This window comes from Bosea sp. BIWAKO-01, assembly GCF_001748145.1.
Classification (GTDB): domain Bacteria; phylum Pseudomonadota; class Alphaproteobacteria; order Rhizobiales; family Beijerinckiaceae; genus Allobosea.
In genome coordinates this window covers 1,990,892-2,008,652 of record NZ_BCQA01000001.1, presented here as the reverse complement: position 1 = coordinate 2,008,652, position 17,761 = coordinate 1,990,892, and the positions used below count along the sequence as shown (strand labels likewise).

The following is a 17,761-nucleotide window of genomic DNA, read 5'->3' as shown; positions in this document are numbered from 1 at the left end:
TGGGCCCGATACGATATCGGGTCCGTTGGACTAGCGGCGCGCGGCCTCGAGCCCGGCGGCCAGCGCGCTCGCCAGGGCGGCTCTCTGGATGGCCATGAACGCCGCTCCGTCGATGCGCTGAGGGTTTCCCTCGCGCGCGCTTCGCACCCGTTCGGTCAGAGCCTGGGCAAAAGCCTCCGGCTCGTCCGCGAGCGAGAAATTCGCCGGCAGCGTTGTGAAGCCGCGACAGGAGAGTGTCGTCGCCACGGCTGGCATGCCGAGCTGCATCGCCTCGATCGTCTTCAGCTGCACGCCGGTTCCGGCGCGGCTCGACAAGGCCAGCACATGGCAGGATTGGAGGAAGGCATTCGCATCAGCGACGCGCCCGATCAGCCGCACCTGGGCCGGGACCGGTGGCATCTCCGCCGGAAGGCGTCCGGCGACGGCAATCGAGATATCGGTCGGAAGGAGCGGAGCGATCTCGCGCAAGAACCAGTCGAGGCCGATGAAGTTCGGCTGCCAGGTCCAGGTTCCGATCATGCCGACGTCGAAGGCCGGTGCGACCGGCTCCGCCATGGCCGCCGGCTGCGGGCCACTGCCCGAGACGAGCGGCAGGACCGCCGCCTTCGCTGCGGCTGGGCCGAGCGCGCGTCGGTCTTCCTCGGCCAGCGTCCAGATATAGCCCACCTCGTTCCAGAGGCGCGTCTCGACGGCTTCCAGCAACCTGGCCTCGCGGGCATAGAGCCAGCTCATCAGCCCGGTGCCGGCATGCGCTGCATTCTGCCGGGCGGAAATATGCTCGATATTGTGTTCGACCAGCACGCAGGGCCCGAGCGTGGTCAGCTCCGGAAAGGCGCCAGGCAGCATCACCGAGTTGAGGATCAGCGCGTCGAACGGGCCGCGCGCCCTTACCGTCTCGACCAGTTTGCCAGCTCCGGCGAGCCGCAGCTTGGCGCAGGCGACAGGCAGGCCGTGGATGAGCGCATATCCAAGCCATTGCAGCTTGCGGCTGGCGGGCGCGACTGCGTTCTCGATATCGACGGCGCCGATCACGACGGCCTGAGAGGGGTCGGCCGGCGCTTCGCCCGGGCGCAGGAAACCGAAGGCGGTGACCTCGTGCCCTGCGGAGCGCAGCGCATCGAGGATTGCGGCATTGGCGATCTCGAAGCCGGTATCGGGCTTTGCAACCGGGATCAGCGAGGTGATGAAGGCAAGACGCAACTGGGCCGATCCTGACGATAGGGATGGCTGTGAGAGAGGCGTCAGATGTTCGGTCGGGTCAAGTTCGGCAACGAACTATCCTGAACATCAGATGTGAGAGTGTATGTGCGGGCATGGGATAGCCGACACCGAACCTTAAGCGGAGACGTCGCATGCTGGGGCACCATGGCTAACCCCCTCCATCATTCCGCCGGCAATCTGGAAGGCGCCTTGCGACGCCCCGTCATTCCCGGCTTCGATGCGCCCGAGACCTTCGAGATCGTCGCGGCTTCGCCCGAGACGGCGCTGCGAGGCGTCGAAAGCGTCATCTGCGTGCCGACCTTCAAGCGACCGGAGCTGCTGGAGCGTACCTTGCGCTCCCTGGCAGCGCAGCAGGGCGGGCATGATTTTGCGATCATCGTCGTCGAGAACGAAGGCGTCGAACGCGCCGGCGCGGAGCGGGCGAGTGCCCTTCACGCTGCGGGGCTGTTCAAGGGATACGTCATCGTCGAGCCGCGACAGGGCAACTGCAAGGCCTATAACGCCGCCTGGCGCTGCGGACTGACCCGTCTTCCCGCGCTGAAGCAGGTCCTCGGCATCGATGACGACGAGGAGGCGCTGCCGCTGTGGCTCGACGCTTTTCTGCGTGTGGCGGCGACTGCGCCGGCCCAGCTCTTCGGCGGCTCGGTCACGCCCGTCTTCGAGGATCAATCGCGCGCCTGGCTGAGCGCACACCCGGTCTTCCGATCGCATTATGCTGTCTCGGGCGAAGTGCCGATCCTGTTCTCGAGCGCCAACTATCTGATCCGGCGCGAGGTGCTGGAGGCACTTGGCTTCCCCTTTCTCGACGAGAGCTTCGATTTCACCGGCGGCGGCGACAGTGACTTCTTCCGGCGCAGCAAGGAAGCCGGCTTCCGTTTCTGGTGGGTCCAGGACGCCGCGATGCGCGAGACCATGCCGAGGCGCCGCACGGAATTCAGCTGGATCGCGGCCCGCAGCCTGCGCAACGGCGCGATCTCGGCCACGATCGAACGGCGCCTTGATCCATCGGCGCGGGGGCGGCTCAAGGTTCTGGCGAAGAGCCTCGCGCTGCTCGCAGCCTCGCCCTTTCGCGGGCTCGCGCTCGGCCTGCGCACCGGTTCGGCTACGATCGGGCTCTATCACGCACAGGTGGCGCTCGGTCGCCTGATGTCGGAGTTCGGCGTCAGCAACGAGCAGTACCGCAAGCCGGACAAGAACTAGGACGTGCGGCATGGCGAGCGGTGATGCAGCTCCGAGCGGAGCGGGGTGCTTTTGCTGGGGCATTATCGGAACCGGCGTGATCGCGCGGCAGTTTGCGGCCGATCTCGCCTTGCTGCCGGACGCGCGGATTGGCGCGGTCCAGTCCCGTGCGTTGGACAAGGCGCAAGCCTTTGCTGCCGAGTTCGGTGCTGCGGCCGCCTATGGCGATCCCGAGACCCTTCTCGCCGATCCGGCCATCGATGCGCTCTACATCGCGACGCCGAATTCCCTGCATGTCGCGCAAGGCCTTCGGGCGATCGCTGCCGGCAAGCCGGTCCTGATCGAAAAGCCGATCGCCCTCACCGCCGCCGATGTTCACAGCGTGATCGAGGCGGGCCGGGCGCATCGCGTCTTTGCGATGGAGGCGATGTGGACGCGCTTCCTGCCGGCCGTAATGGCGGCGCGCGAGCAGGTGGCGGCGGGCAGGATCGGCAAGGTTCGGCGCATTCGGGCGGATCTCTCCTATGTCCGCGAGGAAAGCCCCGGCAGCCGCTTCTTCGACCCTGCGCTGGGCGGGGGCTCGGCCTTCGATCTCGGGGTTTATCCGGTCTCGCTCGCCTTGCATTGGCTTGGCAGTCCCAAACGCGTGACCGGTCGCTGGTTGGCGGCGCGCAGTGGAGTCGACCTGCGTTGCGAGATCGTCCTGCATTATCCGGAGGCGGTGGCGGAGCTCTCCTGCGGCTTTGATCGCAACGGAGGAAACCAGTTCTTGATCGAGGGGGCCTCAGGCGCGATCCGTCTGGATGCGCCCTTCCTCAAGGCGCAGCGTCTGACCCATTATACCGCCCCAGCACTTGGGAGCTCGTGGCGAGGGCCGCGGCTCCGGAATGGGCTGGCCGGAAAGCTGCTCGACCGCCTGCCGATGCCGGGACGCATCCGGGAGACCTACAGCTTTGCCGGCAATGGACTGCAGTTCCAGGCCCGTGCCGCGATGGACGCCGTTCGGAGCGGCGAGACTGGCTGCGCAACCATGCCGCTCACCGAAAGCGCGGCCGTATTGAAGATCATCGAGACGGTTCTGGCGCAGCCGCCAGTCAAAACCTTCTGATCAGAAACGGCTCTGTATCCGATAGGGCTGCGGCAGGTCGCGGGCATTGTTCAACGCCAGCGCAAGCTCGGTGATGTGGAGTGCGAGCGCGCCCGAGAAGACGGGCTTCTGCTTCGCCGCAATCGCGATTGCCTGGTCGGCGATGCCGCGCGCGAAATCGATTTGCGAGGGGAAAGCTGGCAGCGCGGACCGGCCCGTGGCGGCGGGGTAGGCGAGTTTGCGGCCGGGCTCCGGCTTCCAGGGCAGGAAGCGGCCGAGCCGCGCCTCGACACGGTTCGCGAGCAGGCGGGGGAGGTTGCGCGGTGCATCCGTGCGCTCGAGATAGACCGCGGATCGATTGTCCCAGAGGTCGCGGACAGTGATCGTTCCCTCGTCTCCGAGGATCAGCAGCGAACGGTCCTTGGGGGCCGCCAGGCCGCAACTCAACCGAGCGACGGCGCCGGAGCGAAAGGTGAGGCAGCCGACCGAGAAATCCGGGGCCATGGTGATGGTCTCAGTGCCGGGCCCCTTGTCCGGGAATGTCACGGCTGAGAATGCCGTCAGGGCTTCGACAGCGCCGAAGAGCGAGACGAGCCAGGACAATGCATAGCCCGCATGTTCCAGCGTGCAGCCGATCTCGAACTCATGCAGGCCAGGCCATGGCGCGCCGGAACGGGACCGCCAGGTCGCCCAATTGCCCCGGAAGACCGGGCCGTCTTCCATGGCGGCATAGATCAGCCGCGGCGTTCCGATGGCCCCCTGCGAGAGCGCATCGCTCACCAGCCGATGGGCATCGCTGAGGCCGTTCGCCGGTGCGGTGGCCAACGTCAATCCAGCGGCTTCCGCCAGGGCGACGAGCTCGCTGGCCTGCTCGAGCTGCATGGCCAGCGGCTTTTCACAATAGACATGCTTGCCTGCGGCGAGAGCCAGCCTGGTGATCTCGTAATGGCTTTCGGGCGTCGTCAGGTTGACGACGATGTCGACCTGCGGCTCGGCGAGCACGGACTCCAGGCTCTGATAAGGCCTCGTGCCGTGAAAGGCGCAGAACGCCCGGAGACGGTCCGGCGAGCGATCATAGACGCCGGCAAGCTGAAGCCCGGGATGGTTGGCCAGCGTGGTCATGTAGTAATCGGCCACGAATCCTGTGCCGATAAGCGCGATCTGCATCACGGTGTCCTGTCTGGCGATCGGGAGCGACGGCGGCGCTCAGGCTTCGTTGCTGACCAAGCCGCGGATCTTGGCTGCGTTCCTGCCCAGCGCCGTACTTGCCTGTTGGAGTTCGCCCGCGCCGACCTCCCCCGCGCGAACGACCAGCACGATGTCGTCGACCGCATCTGCGAAACGCTCCGTGAAAGCGTCGGATCCCAACGAGGCACCATCGATGAAGACCGGCCCGAAGCGGCGGGCCGCGCCGAAGAAGTCGTGGCTGATCTGTTCGGCTGTGACGAGTTCCGGATGCCCCTTGCGCGGGACGAAGAACAGGCCGGTGCCCTCGTCCTGCAGCGCCGCACGGATCAGGCTGGCGCTGCCGGAGACGATCTCGTGCATGCCTGCCTGCGCATCCGGCGCGAAGACCGATGTCAGGCTGTTTGTGCCGAGGCCGGCATCGACCAGCATGGCCGGCAAACCCGCTTGCGCGGCATCGAGCGCGAGGTTGAGCGCCAGCGTCGAGGCGCCGGCATTGCGGCGCAATCCGATGACGAGAACCCGCCGACTGGGGCTGTCCTGGCTGGCGAGCTCGGTTCGGATGCCACGGATCGCCCGGGCGAAGGAGGCATTCGGCTTGTCGATGACGTCGACGAGATGAGCCTTGGCCTGAAAGACCGAGCGCACTTCGCCATCCGTCCGTCGCCAGCGTCGATGCCTCACGGCCGGCAGTTTTGCCAGCAAGGCCAAGGGGGGAGGCGCGGGGGCTTGCACGACCTCCGGAGTGCGGGCCGGTTGACCGCCTTGAATCGTCATGAAACGCCGCCATCCGGTCCTGGCCGGGGCCGCGCCAGGGGAAGGTGGCTCCGTGGCCGCAGCGGCCGAGGGGACGGGTCTAGCAGGAGCGGGTGGGGGCGATGCCTGAGCGGCGGCAGGTTCGCGGCGGTTGCGGAATGGCCAGCGGCGCAGCGCGGGAGGTGGCGCAGGCAGGGACCCGCCCAATAGCGCCAGTCCGAGCGCAGCGATCGCGCCCAGCCCACCGCCGGCGATGCCTCCGAGCATGACGACCGTGCGCCGGCTGACGCCGCTCTTCTCGAGCGCCGGCATGGCCATGCTGATGACGCGCGCATTCGTCGTGTCGATGCCGGATTGTTCCCCGGTCTCGCGTGCCCGGCGCAGGAAAGCGTCATAGACGGCGCGCGAGGATTCGATCTCGCGTTCGAGCTCGCGCAACTGCACCGAAGCGCGCCCGGCGCTGTATTGCTGCCTGGTCAATTCCTCGACGCGCCGGGCGATCTGCCTCTCGGCGTCGACAGCGCGGTCGTATTCGATCTTGGCGGCGCGCGCGATCCGGGCAAGTTCCTCGTTGATCTGCCGGCGCGCATCGCGCACCTGAGCCTGCGCCGCGGCGAGCGCCGGGTGACGCGAGCCGAGCGAGGCCAGCAGATCGGCTTCCTTGCTGAGCGCCGCGCCCAGCTGGGACCGGAGCGCAGTCATGGTGTTCGAGGCGACCGCCTCGGGTATGGCACCGGCCTCGATGCTCGAGGCGCGCGTCGCAAGCGTCTGGTCGTATTTCGCCTTGGCTTCGCTGACCCTGGTGCGCAGGGCGACGAGCTGGGCATTGTTCAGCGCAAGCTGTTCTTCACCGAGCGACTTGCCGCCTGCACCGACGAGGCTGTTGGCTTCCTTGTATTTCTCGGCCTTCTCCTCGGCGATGCGCAGGCGGTTGCGCAATTCCTCCAGGCGCCCGGTCAGCGCGCCGGTGGCGCGTTGCGCGGCCTCGGCTCGGACGGAAGCCTGGTCGTCGAGATAGGCGGTGGCAAGCGCATTGGCGATCCGCGCCGCCTTCTCGGGATCGCGCGAGGTCACCGAGATGTCGATGACGAAAGTCCGCTCGCCACGCCGGACCGTGACGTTCTTGTCGAGGGCCGCGAGCGCATAGAGTAGTCCATCGCGGGAAGAGGTGCTGCTGCCGGAGAGAAGCCGGGCCAGACCGCTTTTCGCAGCCTCGCCGCCGAATTCGGGATCCTTGTCGAGGCCCTCGCTCTTGACTACGCGCGCCTTGATGCTGTCCGAGGCGATGATGCGCGCCTGGCTTTCGAGATAGGCTGTAAGCGAGGTCGGGTCGCTGCCGACTGCATTGGGCGAGACTTCGTTCTGCAGCACGCGCAGATCGCGCGGATCGATGAAAAGCTGGGCGGTCGAGACGTATTTCGGCGGAATGAACAGGCTTGCCAGAGCGGCAAGGAGGGCGCCCGCCAGCGCTGCCGCTAGGATCAGTCCCTTTCGGCTCCACAGCGTCTGAAAGAGCCAGGCCGGGTTGGTCAGGCGCGCCAATGCCGACGGCACGGCTCCGCCGGCCGCCGGCTCCGTGCGGCTTCCGGCCTGTTCGGTTCTGCTGAGCTCGCCATCGGCGGTCTCGGTCGTGAACATGACGCTACGCTTCACTCAAATCCGCCCGGCCCGGGATGATGATGGTCGTCACCCCGGCGGACATCGAACTCACCAACACCGCTCAGCTCGTCCCCAGCCGATAACGGTCAAGTACCTTCATCATCGGCTTCGGCCTGTAGTCCTCATCGAGGGGGAGTGGCCGGGCCTTGGCAGAATCCTTACGCGCGAAGGTCTCTCCGATCCATGAATAGCGGTCGCTGAGGCCCCAGGTGACGATCGCCTTGGGTTGGCGCGCGGAGACCACTGCATTCAGGAAGGTCGAAACCAGGTTTGCCGCAGTGCTGTCGCGCTCCTGCGAAACGGCCGGCAGCTTCCAATCGATCACGTCGAGTTCGGTAATCTCGACTTCGACGCCGAGCGTGCCGAGATCCTGCATGAAATGCTGCAAGCCGGACGTATCGATGGCGCGTTCGCCGTACAGATGGGCCTGCATGCCGAGCCCATGGACCGGGATGCCCTTGTCGCGCAGATCCCGGATGATCGAGAGAGCCGCGGCGCGGCGCCTCGCGATGCGCGGATCGGTATCCTCGAAATCATAGTCGTTGATCACCAGCCGCGCCTCCGGATCGATTTGGGCCGCGGTCCGGAAAGCGATCTCGATATGTTCGGGGCCAAGCAGGCGCTGCCAGATCGTGTCGCGATAGGGCTCCTCGAGGGTCGGATCGTGAGCGATCACCTCGTTGACCACATCCCAGGTCGCGATGACGCCCTTGTAGCGGTCCACGACGGTCTCGATATGGCTGATCAGCTCGCGCTCGGCTTCCGCCTTCGTGCTCATCTCCTTGGCCCAGGGCGGCAAGGCCATGCCCCAGAGCAACGCGTGGCCGCGCAGGGCCTGCTTGTTGCCGCGTGCGAAGGCGACCAGTTCGTCGGCTCCGGAGAAGTCGAACCGGGAGCGGTCATGCCGGAGCGCTTCCCATTTGAGGTCGTTCATCGGGACGATGACGTTGCAATAGGTCTTCAAAGCCTCGCGGTAGCGCGGGTCGGCGCGGAAGGGCTCGATCTGCGCGGCCGAGCCGAATGGAATGGCCGGTCGACCGACCTGCGCAAGACCGGCGCCCGGCCAGGCCAGGGCGATGCTGGCAGTTCCGGCCAGGGCGTCGCGCCTGGTGATGCGGCTCATGTTCCGTTCCGATTCAGGCAGCTGCGCGGGGCAGCGCTTCCCGTGCTTCGTTTAGGGTCGCTCAATGCCTTTGCGCTAAGCGAGGTTCGGGCTCAATTTTGGCGTGAGCAGGGCCCGCGCCAGCTCTCGCCGCCGCCGCAATGGACTCCATGTCGCCAGATCGTGCCACCATATCCGCCTACCTTACGATCCTGAGCGGCTCAGCCGGTCGTCTCATTATCTCTCTTGTATATTTCCTCATCGTTGCGAATACGTTGACCCTTGGTGAGTTTGGCCTGTTCGCGACCGCCTCCTCGACAGGACTCATTCTCTCGCGGTTGCTGGCCTTCGGTTTCGTCTCGCCGGTCTATCGCGTCGCCACGGTCAAGCCGCGTCTCCTCGGCGCCTATCTCGCCGGCTTCGGCGGTCTTGCCGTCCTGTCGCTTCCGCTGATCGCCGCAGTCGCAGCCCTGGCCTATGTCGCCTTGTTCAGGGAGCGGCTGGATCTCCTGCCCTTCGCCCTGATCATCATCGCCGAGGTGCTCGGCTGGCGCCTCGTCGAGGTCGTTGCCATCATCAATAACGGCCTGAGGCGTTTCAGGCAGTCGGCTCTGCTCGTCATCATCGGCTCCTCGCTGCGCACGCTTGCTGCAGTTGCCTTCTATGGTCTGGGCCATGCGAGCCTGGAAACCTGGGTCTGGGCCTATCTCGGCACCACGATCCTGTCCGCGGTGATCGCGCTGACGCTGTTTCTGCCGCCGCTGCGCCTGCGTTTCGTCAGGGCGCTCTATCCCCGCCGCATGGCCGATGCCGTATTCGCGGGCGCGGCCGACATCGTGTTCTACGTCCAATCCGAACTCGACAAGCTGCTGATGCTGGCGCTCGCGGGAGAACGCACAGCGGGGCTCTATGCCATCGCCATGCGCGTCATTGATCTCACTGCGATGCCGGTACGCAGCTTCAACCAGATGCTGGTCCAGAAGATCATGAAGGATCGCGGCCTCGGCGGCGGCTGGCGACGCAAGATGCTGGTCGAGCTCGCGATCGCGCTGGTCTCGATCGGCGGCCTCGTCGCCATCGTCATCCTGCTGTTGCCGTTTCCGGGCGCACTCGGCCGCAATGTCTCCGAGGCCGCCTATCTCTTCCTGCCGATGCTCGCGGTGCCTGCCTTCCGCAATCTCGTCGAGTATCACGCCGAGTTGCTCTATGCGCGGGAGCGCACCGGCTCGCGTATCACCCTGCTCTGCGCCATCACCGCGCTCAAGGCGGCACTGATCGCCTGGGTCATGATACGCTTCGGCCAGGACGAAGCCTGGGCGCCCTGGTTCAACGCCGTCTTCGGCGCAGTCTATCTGCTCTCCGCGACGGTCACCTATCGATTGCTCGGCCGGACGCGCTGAGCAGGGGTTACTGCGCCTCGAACAGCGCCTTCAGGCGCTCGACCGGCTGCCCGATGAACGATTGCACGCCGACCGCGACCTGCCCCGGTTCCAGTATCTCCTCGAAACTGCGCAGCGTTGCCAGCTCTCCGACATCTTCGGGAAACCAGTAGACCTTGCAGAGTTCGTGCCCGTCCGGCCAGTGGCCGGCGGCGTCGAGCCCGAGCACGCGTTCAACGAAATAGCCGTAGATCATGTATTCCGAGAATTGCCTGTGCGTCGCAATTGCCTCGACCCAGCTCCGCCCGGCTCTCTCTTCGATACGCGTCATCATTGCCCGCACGGCGTCTCGCCGCCAGCTGACGAGATTGTTGATGTAGTCGGCGCTGGGAAACGTTGGCTCCGGCAGCCCGAGCAGGCCGGCGGCCATCACGCACCAGTCGGCATGCTGGGCCATCCCACCCGTAATGCCGTCCGGTTTGCGGTAGAGCCGCACCTTGTCGTTCTGAGCGAGGCACGCCACGTCGAACGGCCGCAGGAACATCATGTCGGAATCGGCGAAGATCACGACGTCCTCGTGGCTCGTCATCGGAAAGGCGAACTTCCGCAGCTGTTGTGCGTGCCAGCCGCGCAGCGGCGGCAGACCGCGCCGCAGGGCGCCCAGGCCCGTCCAGACCCGGCGGCGTCCGAGGCTCAGGAGATCGGGCCGGGGTTTCAGCCAGGAGGGCAGAAGCTCCGCTTCCGCGATCACCCGCCGTCGCGGACCTTCCAGCTGCCTGAACAGCGCGACGTCCCGATCCTCGACCAAAAGGTAATGGGCCGTATGGCCGGCGACGAAACGGTCGATGCTGGCGCAGAGCAGCCGGCAACGTTCGAAGTCCCCGGCATAGCTCGGCGTCGCGATGGCGTAGCTAAGGCTCATTGCGCCGGACCGCGGGGCTGGAACCTGATGCGCAGCATCCGCAGCAGGAACGCGGGGTTGCCGAGCACATAGCGCCGCCACAGCCGGCGGGGCTCCAGCAGGAGGCGGTAGAGCCACTCCAGCCGCAGACGCCGCAGGACGTCCGGTGCGCGCTCGACCTCGCCTGCCAGGAAATCGAACAGCGCACCAATACCTGCAGCGATCGTCGCGTGCTGGAGCGTGATCTTCTCTGCGATCCAGCGTTCCTGAAGCGGATTACCGAAAGCCACGAGCAGGAGATCGGGCGGGTTTTCGGCCAGCTGCGCCAGAAGCCCGGCCTCTTCGCTCTGAGCAAAGTAACCGTGGCTCAGCACGGTGAAGCGGTGTCGCGGGTAATCCTGGGTCAGGCGGGCCGCAGCGCGCTCGGCCACGCCTGGCTGCCCGCCCAGCAACGTCACGCGGAGCGGGCGGTTCTGTGCGGCGAGCAGGGCCGGAATGAAGTCGGTGCCATTGAGATTTGCGGGGAAGGACGCGCCATAGAGAAGCCGGGAGCCGATATCGACGCCGATTCCGTCGGCAAGCACCAGGAAGTCCTTGAGCTGTTCCTGCAGCCTTGCGTCCACGGCGGCCAGGTTGACGAGGTTCGCATTGCAGAAGGCGAGCTTCACGTGGCGGTGACGGGCAAGTGCCGTGTCGAGCGCGGCGAGCGCCTGCGCGCTATCGAGCACAGCCACTTCGATGCCGCCGATATCGCGGCGGGCATGGTCGGGATGGTCGGCTGGCTGCGTGTGCGATGACATGTCGAAGAATGAAATGGCAGTCACGATCTCGTTCATTTCGAGGCGTTTTCGGTTCCTGTCTTGGCCGCTCACGTCAGTGGATCACGCCAAGCCCGATGGACGGTGAACAGCCCTTGACCCTGACTACCATTAGACCGGCTGCCGAGGAGTTGCGGAACGGGATTGGCGCTGTCTCATAACGGGACGCCGACATGTCGGTCGTTGCGGCCGAATTCCCTGGCCCCTTCGCGTCGCGGCTGAACGCCGCGTTCAGCGTCTCATTCCGGCGCGTGACCGAGCGGCATGGCGCTTGCCGCTCGCAGCCGTAAGCGCAGTTGGAAGGGAGCGTCCTGTTCCGTTCCGGAGCGCTCGCCGCCGGCCGTCAGGCCGTTGTGGCTCCGGAGAGCCTACCGCGATGATGAGCGTCAACGATCTGAACTATGCGGCGGCGGCCGCCGACGAACGCGCCAATGCCTGGCGGCACTGGATCGGTCTCGTCACGGCGCTGACGGACGCAGTCGTGGTGCTGACGATCGTGTCCCTCGCCTCCGTGGTCTACCACCTCCAGGCCTACGGCCATTTCGGCGATGTCAGGATCACACGCGAGCTGGCGGTGATGATCGCGGCAATCTTCGTCTTCACCAATGTGATGCGCGGTCGCTACCAGCTCAGCCATTATCTCTCTGCCAAGGGGCAGATGGCCTCGGCCTTCACGGTCTGGAACATTACGATGGTGGCCTTCATAGCCGTCGCGTTCCTCGCCAAGATCGTCGATCATTATTCACGCGCCGTCGTGCTCGTGACCTACCTGGCCGGCATTCCGCTGATCACTCTGGCGCGTGCCGGCATTGCCCGCATCATTTCAGTCGCCAGCAAGACCGGCCGCATCACCACGGAGCGGGTGTTCCTGATCGGCCGTGAACCCGACGTGATGTCCTTCGTCTCGCGCCATCAACCCTGGAACATGGGCTTCGCCATCGTCGACGTCGCATTTCTGCACAGCAACGACGCGCGCCGCATCAATGATCCGATGGCCGCGCTCAAGGCCGATCTGGTCACCGCTGCAGGGCGCTGCCGGCAGATGCGACCGGACGCGGTGTTCATCGCCTTGCCCTGGTCGGATCAGGAGACGATCGATGCCTGCATCGATGCCTTCATGAACCTGCCAGTCGCGATCCACCTCGCGCCCGAGCGGATCATGGATCGGTTCGACAGCCCCCATATCGTGCGCATCGGCTCGTTCGCCAGCCTGCGGCTGACGCGCCCGGCGCTCTCCACCGCTGCGATCATCGCGAAGCGTGGCTTCGACATCGTCGCCGCTTCGACCATCCTGCTTCTGGCGTTGCCGGTTCTGCTGATCATTGCAGGGTTGATCAAGCTCGACTCGCGCGGGCCGGTGTTCTTCCTGCAGCGACGCTACGGCTTCAACCAGCAGCCCTTCAGGATCTTCAAGTTCCGAACGATGACGACCACAGATGACGGCGACGTCATTCGTCAGGCGACGCGTAACGACCCGCGCATCACGCGCATCGGCCGCTTGCTGCGCCGCTTCAATCTCGATGAGCTGCCGCAGCTCATGAACGTCATCGCCGGTCATATGTCCCTGGTTGGGCCGCGCCCACATGCGCTCGCCCATGATCACGCGTTCCAACGCAAGATCGCCCTCTATGCTCGGCGTCATAATGTGAAGCCGGGCATCACCGGCTGGGCTCAGGTCAACGGCCTGCGCGGTGAGACCGACACGGACGAGAAAATGGCCAGGCGGGTCGCATTCGATCACTGGTACATCGACAATTGGTCGTTCTGGCTCGATCTCGGCATTCTCCTGCGCACCGTGTTCAGCGCGCGGGCCTATCTCAACGCCCAATAGTCGGCCCGCTGATCTGCCCCGATTCGCGCAGAGCGGCATGGCACCGAGCGCGCTAGCCTAGCGGAAATCAGGCCGCTACCGTGCAGTCCAACTTCTCAGCCGGGGGCTCGCCATGAACCAAATCGATTTAGACGGCCGCGTCGCCATTGTGACCGGTGGAGCGCAAGGGATTGGCCGTGCGGTTGCCGAGCGCTTCGCGGCGAGTGGCGCCAAGGTCGAGATCTGGGACCTCGATGGCGCGCTCGCAGCGAAGGCGGCGGGCGAGATCGGCAAGGGGGCGACCGGGATCGCCATCGATGTCACCGATGCGGCGGCCGTGAAGCGGGCGGCCGACGCGCTCGAGGCCCGCCTCGGCAGTGTCGATATCCTCGTCACCAGCGCCGGCATCGCGGGCCCCAACCTCAAGACCTGGGAATACCCGCTCGACGAATGGGCGAAGATCATGCGCCTGAATGTCGATGGCACGCTGCATTGCTGCCAGGCGGTGATACCCGGAATGCTGAAGCGCAATTACGGCCGGCTGGTGCTGGTCGCGTCGATCGCCGGCAAGGAAGGCAACCCCAACGCATCGGCCTATTCGGCCTCGAAGGCGGCGGTGATCGCCTTGACCAAATCGCTCGGCAAGGAGCTCGCCGACAAGGATATCGCGGTCAACTGCATCACGCCCGCGGCGGCGCGGACTCGCATCTTCGACCAGATGAGCGAGGAGCATATCGGCTACATGCTGGCCAAGATCCCGCGCGGCCGTTTCCTGCAGCCTGACGAGGTTGCCTCGATGGTCGGTTTCCTGGCTTCCGCCGAGAACAGCTTCACCACAGGCGCGGTGTTCGATCTGTCGGGCGGGCGCGCGACTTATTGATCCCGATCCGCGCCGCGCGGTTCTGCGCGGCGCGGATTCCCTTTTCGGTCAGAGGCGCTGGCCGACATCGATCCGGTTGCCGTCCGGATCGGCGAAGACGAAGGACCGCAGCCCGTAGTCCTGGTCGCGCAACCCCTTGATGATGCGCAGCCCTTCGCGTTGGCAAATCGCGTGCAGGGCCTCGGCATCGCCGACCATCAGATGGGCGATGTTGAATGGCGCGGCGGGATGCGTCTTCTGCAGGGTGAGATGCAGTTCGGCCTCATCGCGCTTCAGGATCATGAAGCCGACAGGTGAACCATTCTCGAAGGTCTTTCTGAAGCCGAGTACCCGCGTGTAGAAGTCGTGGGCTTTCTCCATGTCGCGTACGGGCAACATGGCGGCAATCCGTCCGAAGCGGATTCCGTGGTCGGTTGGGTCGGTCATGGCAACGTCTCGCGATGGGGAGCCGCTTCATCCGGTACCGGCGGTGCGGCGCGGACGAGTGCTTTCCAGGGGGTGAAGAGAGACGGTGCTCCGGCTGGATGATTAGCAGGCGGATGGGCCGTCGCGCCAGTCATGGAAATTCGACCGGGGGACGCCTCTGGCTGCTTCCCCCGCAGGGCCGATGCGCTATGGTTTGGCCATGACCGCCTCGCTTCCCTCTGCCGCCGTCCTTGGTGCCCGCGCCTTTGCCGCACTCGATGGACTGAACCGCTTCACCGACGAGCCGGGCAAGATCACCCGCCTCTACCTGTCCCCTTCGCATCGGCAGGCTGCCGAGTGGACGAAGGGCGCGATGGAGGTGGCGGGGCTCGACGCCTTCATCGATGCTGCCGGATCGGTCCAGGGCCGACGCGAGGGCGCAAAGCCTGGTCTTCCCGCCGTGCTGATCGGCTCGCATATCGATACGGTGAAGGATGGCGGCCGGTTTGACGGCAATCTCGGCGTCATCGCCGGTATCCTTGCAGCGCAGGCCCTTCGCGATGCCGGCATCGTCCTGCCCTTCGCGCTGGAGGTCGTCGGCTTCGGGGACGAGGAGACGGTGCGCTTTCCGACCTCCCTTTCGACCTCGTCGGCACTGATCGGGCATTATGATCCGGCCTGGCTCAATTCGCGCGATGAGGATGGCGTGGTGCTGCGCGACGCCCTCGTCGCCTTCGGTGGCGATCCATCCGGAATTGCTGCGCTGAAGCGCAAGCCCGGCACTGTAATGGCCTATCTCGAAGTCCATATCGAGCAGGGTCCGGTGCTGGAGAGCGAAAACGAGGCCGTCGGCATCGTCACGGCCATCAACGCCCAGAAGCGAGCCCGGGTCCGCGTCACCGGCGAGGCCGGCCATGCCGGGACGGTCCCGATGAAGCTGCGCAAGGATGCGCTTGCGGCTGCCGCGGAGATGGCGCTGGCGCTCGAGGACATCGCGGCTGCGCATGAGCAGGCGGTCGGCACGGTCGGCGTGTTCAGGCCCGATCCGGGCGCCACCAATGTCGTGCCCGGCGCGGTCGATTTCACTGTCGATTTCCGTTCGCCGCGCAACGAGACGCTGGCGAGCATGGACAAGACCATCGCCGAGCGCTTCGCGGCGATCGCCGCACGGCGCGGTGTCGGGCTGGAGATCGCGCCCTATTCGCAGGAAGATGCGACGCCGATGGCCGAAAGGCTGCAGGAGGCTTTTGCGACGGGGATCGCCCGTACGGGCGCAAATCTCAGCGCGCGCCGTCTGCCCTCCGGCGCCGGCCATGACGCCATGGCGATGGCACGGCTCTGTCCGGCAGCCATGCTCTTTGTCCGCTGCGAGAAGGGCATCAGCCATTCCCCGCTGGAGAACATGACCGAACTCGACGCCGGCATCGCGATCCGGGTGCTGCTCGAGACAGTCCTCGAATTGGCGCGACAGGAGGGGTGATTCCCAGTCCTGCTCGGCAGTAGGCGCCGAGCAGCTATTCTTCGTGCAAAAACCGCGTGACGGCTGGCCTTACTCCAGCGCCCCCACCACCGCCTCGACCGCCTCGACGATCGCGCCCGAGCGCACAAGCGCCGTCGCCTGATTCATCTCGGCGGCGTACCAGCGGTCGCCGTCGAGCGCGGGCGGGATCGTCTCGCGCAATGCGTCGAGCGCGGCCTGCGTGCCCCGGCCGAGCGGATGGTCCTTGGCCGTCTCCGCGATCAGGGTCAGCGCCTGGCAGGCCATCAGGATTTCCATGGCGATGATCATCTCGACATTCTCGACCACGGTGCGCGCCTTTCGGCCACACCAGGTCGAGTTCGAGACATGGTCCTCGGCATTCGACTTGCCGGGGATCGAATCGACGGATCCCGGCGCCGACAGCGTCCGGTTCTCCATCACCAGCGCCGACATCGAGCACTGCACCGTGGCGAAGCCGGTATTCAGGCCACGCTTGCCGGCAAGCAGGTTGCGCGGCAGGCCATAGCTGAGCGTCGGGTCGATCAGCCGGGCGAGACGGCGTTCGCAGATCGAGCCGAGATCGGTCATGGCCATGGCGAGCAGGTCCATCGCCTGTGCGACGTATTGACCATGGAAATGACCGCCGGAGATCACGGTGTAGCTGCCGCTTTCCTCGAAGATCAGCGGGTTGTCCGTGGCCGAGTTGGTCTCGGTGCCGATGACGCGCAGCACGTAGTCGAGCGCCTCGCGGGCCGGACCATGCACCTGCGGACCGCAGCGCAGCGAATAGACATCCTGCACGCGGGGTGACGGCGGTTTGCCGGGGGTGCGGCCGATCTCGTCAGGGTAGATCGTCTCGCGGGCCGAAGCCGAGCAGCGCCTCGAGCCCTGCGTCAGTTTCAGGATATTGCGCGCGACCAACCCCTGGCCGGGATGGGGACGCGCCGCGTGGACGCGCGGATCGAAGGCCGCAAGCTCGCCGCGCATCGCTTCGAGCGAGAGCGCGAGCCCGATATCGGCCGCTTTGACCAGCCGCTTGGCATCCTCGCTCGCCAGCACGCCGAGCGCGAGCGAGACCGTCGAGCCGTTGATCAGGGCAGAGGCATCCTTGGCGCCGAGCGGGAAATCGGGCGTGAGGCCCGCCTTCGCCAGGGCGTCGCGCGCCGGCATGCGCTTGCCCTTGTAGATCGCTTCGGCCTCGGCGAAGCCGCAGACGGCCGCCGACATATGGGCGAGCGGCGCCAGATCGCCGGAGGCTCCGACCGAGCCCTTCTGCGGGATCACCGGGTGCACGCCGGCATTGAGGCAGGCGAGCAGGCGCTCGACGAGCTCGACCTGGGGGCCGGAATAGTTCGAAGCAAAGGCATTGGCGCGCAGCAGCATGGTGGCGCGCGTCACGTCTTCGGGGAAGGGCTCGCCGATACCGGTGGCATGCGCGTAGACGCTCTTGCGCTGATATTCGGTCATCTCGGACATCAGCACGCGCTGGTCCTTGAATAGGCCGACACCGGTGTTGAAGGAATACATGAACGGCGCATCGTCGGTCATGAAATGCGCATCGATATGGGCGCGCGTCGCCGCAATGCGCTCGCGGGCCGCCTTGGCGAGGCCGGCCTTCTCGTAACGACCGGAGGGGCCCGGCCTTGCGACCTTGAGAACCTGCTTGCCCTTGAGCGTGCGCCCGTCGATCGAAACCGCCATGCTCGTTCCTTCCGCGTGGTCCGTTCTGTTTCCTCTGGTCTAGAGCATGGCATCCGAAAGGGGAAACCGGCCTTCCCGCTGTTTTTTCGCCCTAACTCCTTGATCGAAGACGGATTCAGGTTTCAAACCAAGCAGCTTTGCCGTTTCGTGAATAATCGGCCGGTGTTTGCGGCGTGGCTGCAGCATCGAGAATGGCCG

14 protein-coding genes are annotated in these 17,761 nt (G+C 65.8%); 6 read left to right on the top strand and 8 right to left on the bottom strand.

Going from position 1 to position 17,761, the window contains the following annotated elements; genetic code table 11:
• Positions 1-30: 30 nt before the first annotated feature.
• Positions 31-1,200 carry a glycosyltransferase gene (locus BIWAKO_RS09180; protein ID WP_069878445.1) on the bottom strand — a complete coding sequence of 390 codons (1,170 nt, stop codon included), beginning with the start codon at positions 1,198-1,200 and terminating at the stop codon, positions 31-33.
• Positions 1,201-1,365: 165 nt separating this feature from the next.
• Between BIWAKO_RS09180 and BIWAKO_RS09175 the strand changes: the two genes are divergently transcribed.
• Together BIWAKO_RS09175 and BIWAKO_RS09170 are read left to right on the top strand one after the other, a co-directional pair.
• Complete coding sequence (locus BIWAKO_RS09175; protein WP_084651231.1) at positions 1,366-2,421, top strand: glycosyltransferase family 2 protein; 1,056 nt, start codon at positions 1,366-1,368, stop codon at positions 2,419-2,421.
• A gap of 10 nt (positions 2,422-2,431) precedes the next feature.
• Positions 2,432-3,508: a Gfo/Idh/MocA family protein gene (locus BIWAKO_RS09170; protein ID WP_069878444.1), complete on the top strand. Its 1,077-nt coding sequence runs from the start codon at positions 2,432-2,434 to the stop codon at positions 3,506-3,508.
• On the opposite strand, the gene BIWAKO_RS09165 is transcribed toward BIWAKO_RS09170, so the two are convergent.
• From BIWAKO_RS09165 to BIWAKO_RS09155, 3 genes are all read right to left on the bottom strand, one after another.
• On the bottom strand, positions 3,509-4,654 hold the full coding sequence (locus BIWAKO_RS09165) for a Gfo/Idh/MocA family protein (protein ID WP_069878443.1): 1,146 nt from the start codon (positions 4,652-4,654) through the stop codon (positions 3,509-3,511).
• Between the two features lie 39 nt (positions 4,655-4,693).
• Entirely contained in the window at positions 4,694-7,066 is a 2,373-nt protein-coding gene (locus BIWAKO_RS09160; RefSeq protein WP_069878442.1) for a Wzz/FepE/Etk N-terminal domain-containing protein, read from the bottom strand.
• A gap of 82 nt (positions 7,067-7,148) precedes the next feature.
• Positions 7,149-8,210 carry an endo-1,4-beta-xylanase gene (locus BIWAKO_RS09155; RefSeq protein ID WP_069878441.1) on the bottom strand — a complete coding sequence of 354 codons (1,062 nt, stop codon included), beginning with the start codon at positions 8,208-8,210 and terminating at the stop codon, positions 7,149-7,151.
• 254 nt (positions 8,211-8,464) lie between these two features.
• Here BIWAKO_RS09155 and BIWAKO_RS09150 point away from each other — a divergent pair, with 254 nt between their 5' ends.
• Positions 8,465-9,589 carry a lipopolysaccharide biosynthesis protein gene (locus BIWAKO_RS09150; protein WP_244523390.1) on the top strand — a complete coding sequence of 375 codons (1,125 nt, stop codon included), beginning with the start codon at positions 8,465-8,467 and terminating at the stop codon, positions 9,587-9,589.
• Positions 9,590-9,596: 7 nt separating this feature from the next.
• On the opposite strand, the gene BIWAKO_RS09145 is transcribed toward BIWAKO_RS09150, so the two are convergent.
• A complete protein-coding gene (locus BIWAKO_RS09145) occupies positions 9,597-10,490 on the bottom strand; it encodes a DUF6492 family protein (protein WP_069878439.1) in 894 nt (297 codons plus the stop codon).
• Positions 10,487-11,293, bottom strand: coding sequence for a WecB/TagA/CpsF family glycosyltransferase (locus BIWAKO_RS09140; RefSeq protein ID WP_244523389.1), 807 nt, complete (start codon positions 11,291-11,293; stop codon positions 10,487-10,489). Before BIWAKO_RS09140 ends, BIWAKO_RS09145 begins: the two co-directional genes overlap by 4 nt.
• A gap of 370 nt (positions 11,294-11,663) precedes the next feature.
• On the opposite strand from BIWAKO_RS09140, the gene BIWAKO_RS09135 reads away from it, so the two are divergent.
• Together BIWAKO_RS09135 and BIWAKO_RS09130 are read left to right on the top strand one after the other, a co-directional pair.
• Positions 11,664-13,118 carry an undecaprenyl-phosphate glucose phosphotransferase gene (locus BIWAKO_RS09135; protein ID WP_074471523.1) on the top strand — a complete coding sequence of 485 codons (1,455 nt, stop codon included), beginning with the start codon at positions 11,664-11,666 and terminating at the stop codon, positions 13,116-13,118.
• Between the two features lie 112 nt (positions 13,119-13,230).
• Positions 13,231-13,977, top strand: coding sequence for an SDR family NAD(P)-dependent oxidoreductase (locus tag BIWAKO_RS09130; RefSeq protein ID WP_069878438.1), 747 nt, complete (start codon positions 13,231-13,233; stop codon positions 13,975-13,977).
• Between the two features lie 48 nt (positions 13,978-14,025).
• Here the strand turns inward: BIWAKO_RS09130 and BIWAKO_RS09125 are convergent, their stop codons facing one another.
• A complete protein-coding gene (locus tag BIWAKO_RS09125; protein WP_069878437.1) occupies positions 14,026-14,403 on the bottom strand; it encodes a VOC family protein in 378 nt (125 codons plus the stop codon).
• 199 nt (positions 14,404-14,602) lie between these two features.
• On the opposite strand from BIWAKO_RS09125, the gene BIWAKO_RS09120 reads away from it, so the two are divergent.
• Positions 14,603-15,862 (top strand): allantoate amidohydrolase, encoded by a 1,260-nt coding sequence (locus BIWAKO_RS09120; RefSeq protein ID WP_069882301.1) that lies wholly within the window; start codon positions 14,603-14,605, stop codon positions 15,860-15,862.
• A gap of 69 nt (positions 15,863-15,931) precedes the next feature.
• On the opposite strand, the gene BIWAKO_RS09115 is transcribed toward BIWAKO_RS09120, so the two are convergent.
• The gene (locus BIWAKO_RS09115) at positions 15,932-17,563 is read right to left on the bottom strand and encodes an HAL/PAL/TAL family ammonia-lyase (protein WP_069878436.1); all 1,632 of its coding nucleotides are present in this window, start codon (positions 17,561-17,563) and stop codon (positions 15,932-15,934) included.
• Between the last annotated feature and the right edge of the window lie 198 nt (positions 17,564-17,761).

What these genes read in the sequence shown, in the direction of transcription:
- BIWAKO_RS09175 (WP_084651231.1), top strand. Translation starts at nt 1,366, where the DNA reads ATGGCTAACCCCCTCCATCATTCCGCCGGCAATCTGGAAGGCGCCTTG.
- BIWAKO_RS09170 (WP_069878444.1), top strand. Translation starts at nt 2,432, where the DNA reads ATGGCGAGCGGTGATGCAGCTCCGAGCGGAGCGGGGTGCTTTTGCTGG.
- BIWAKO_RS09165 (WP_069878443.1), bottom strand. Translation starts at nt 4,654, where the DNA reads ATGCAGATCGCGCTTATCGGCACAGGATTCGTGGCCGATTACTACATG.
- BIWAKO_RS09160 (WP_069878442.1), bottom strand. Translation starts at nt 7,066, where the DNA reads ATGTTCACGACCGAGACCGCCGATGGCGAGCTCAGCAGAACCGAACAG.
- BIWAKO_RS09155 (WP_069878441.1), bottom strand. Translation starts at nt 8,210, where the DNA reads ATGAGCCGCATCACCAGGCGCGACGCCCTGGCCGGAACTGCCAGCATC.
- BIWAKO_RS09145 (WP_069878439.1), bottom strand. Translation starts at nt 10,490, where the DNA reads ATGAGCCTTAGCTACGCCATCGCGACGCCGAGCTATGCCGGGGACTTC.
- BIWAKO_RS09135 (WP_074471523.1), top strand. Translation starts at nt 11,664, where the DNA reads ATGATGAGCGTCAACGATCTGAACTATGCGGCGGCGGCCGCCGACGAA.
- BIWAKO_RS09130 (WP_069878438.1), top strand. Translation starts at nt 13,231, where the DNA reads ATGAACCAAATCGATTTAGACGGCCGCGTCGCCATTGTGACCGGTGGA.
- BIWAKO_RS09125 (WP_069878437.1), bottom strand. Translation starts at nt 14,403, where the DNA reads ATGACCGACCCAACCGACCACGGAATCCGCTTCGGACGGATTGCCGCC.
- BIWAKO_RS09120 (WP_069882301.1), top strand. Translation starts at nt 14,603, where the DNA reads ATGACCGCCTCGCTTCCCTCTGCCGCCGTCCTTGGTGCCCGCGCCTTT.
- BIWAKO_RS09115 (WP_069878436.1), bottom strand. Translation starts at nt 17,563, where the DNA reads ATGGCGGTTTCGATCGACGGGCGCACGCTCAAGGGCAAGCAGGTTCTC.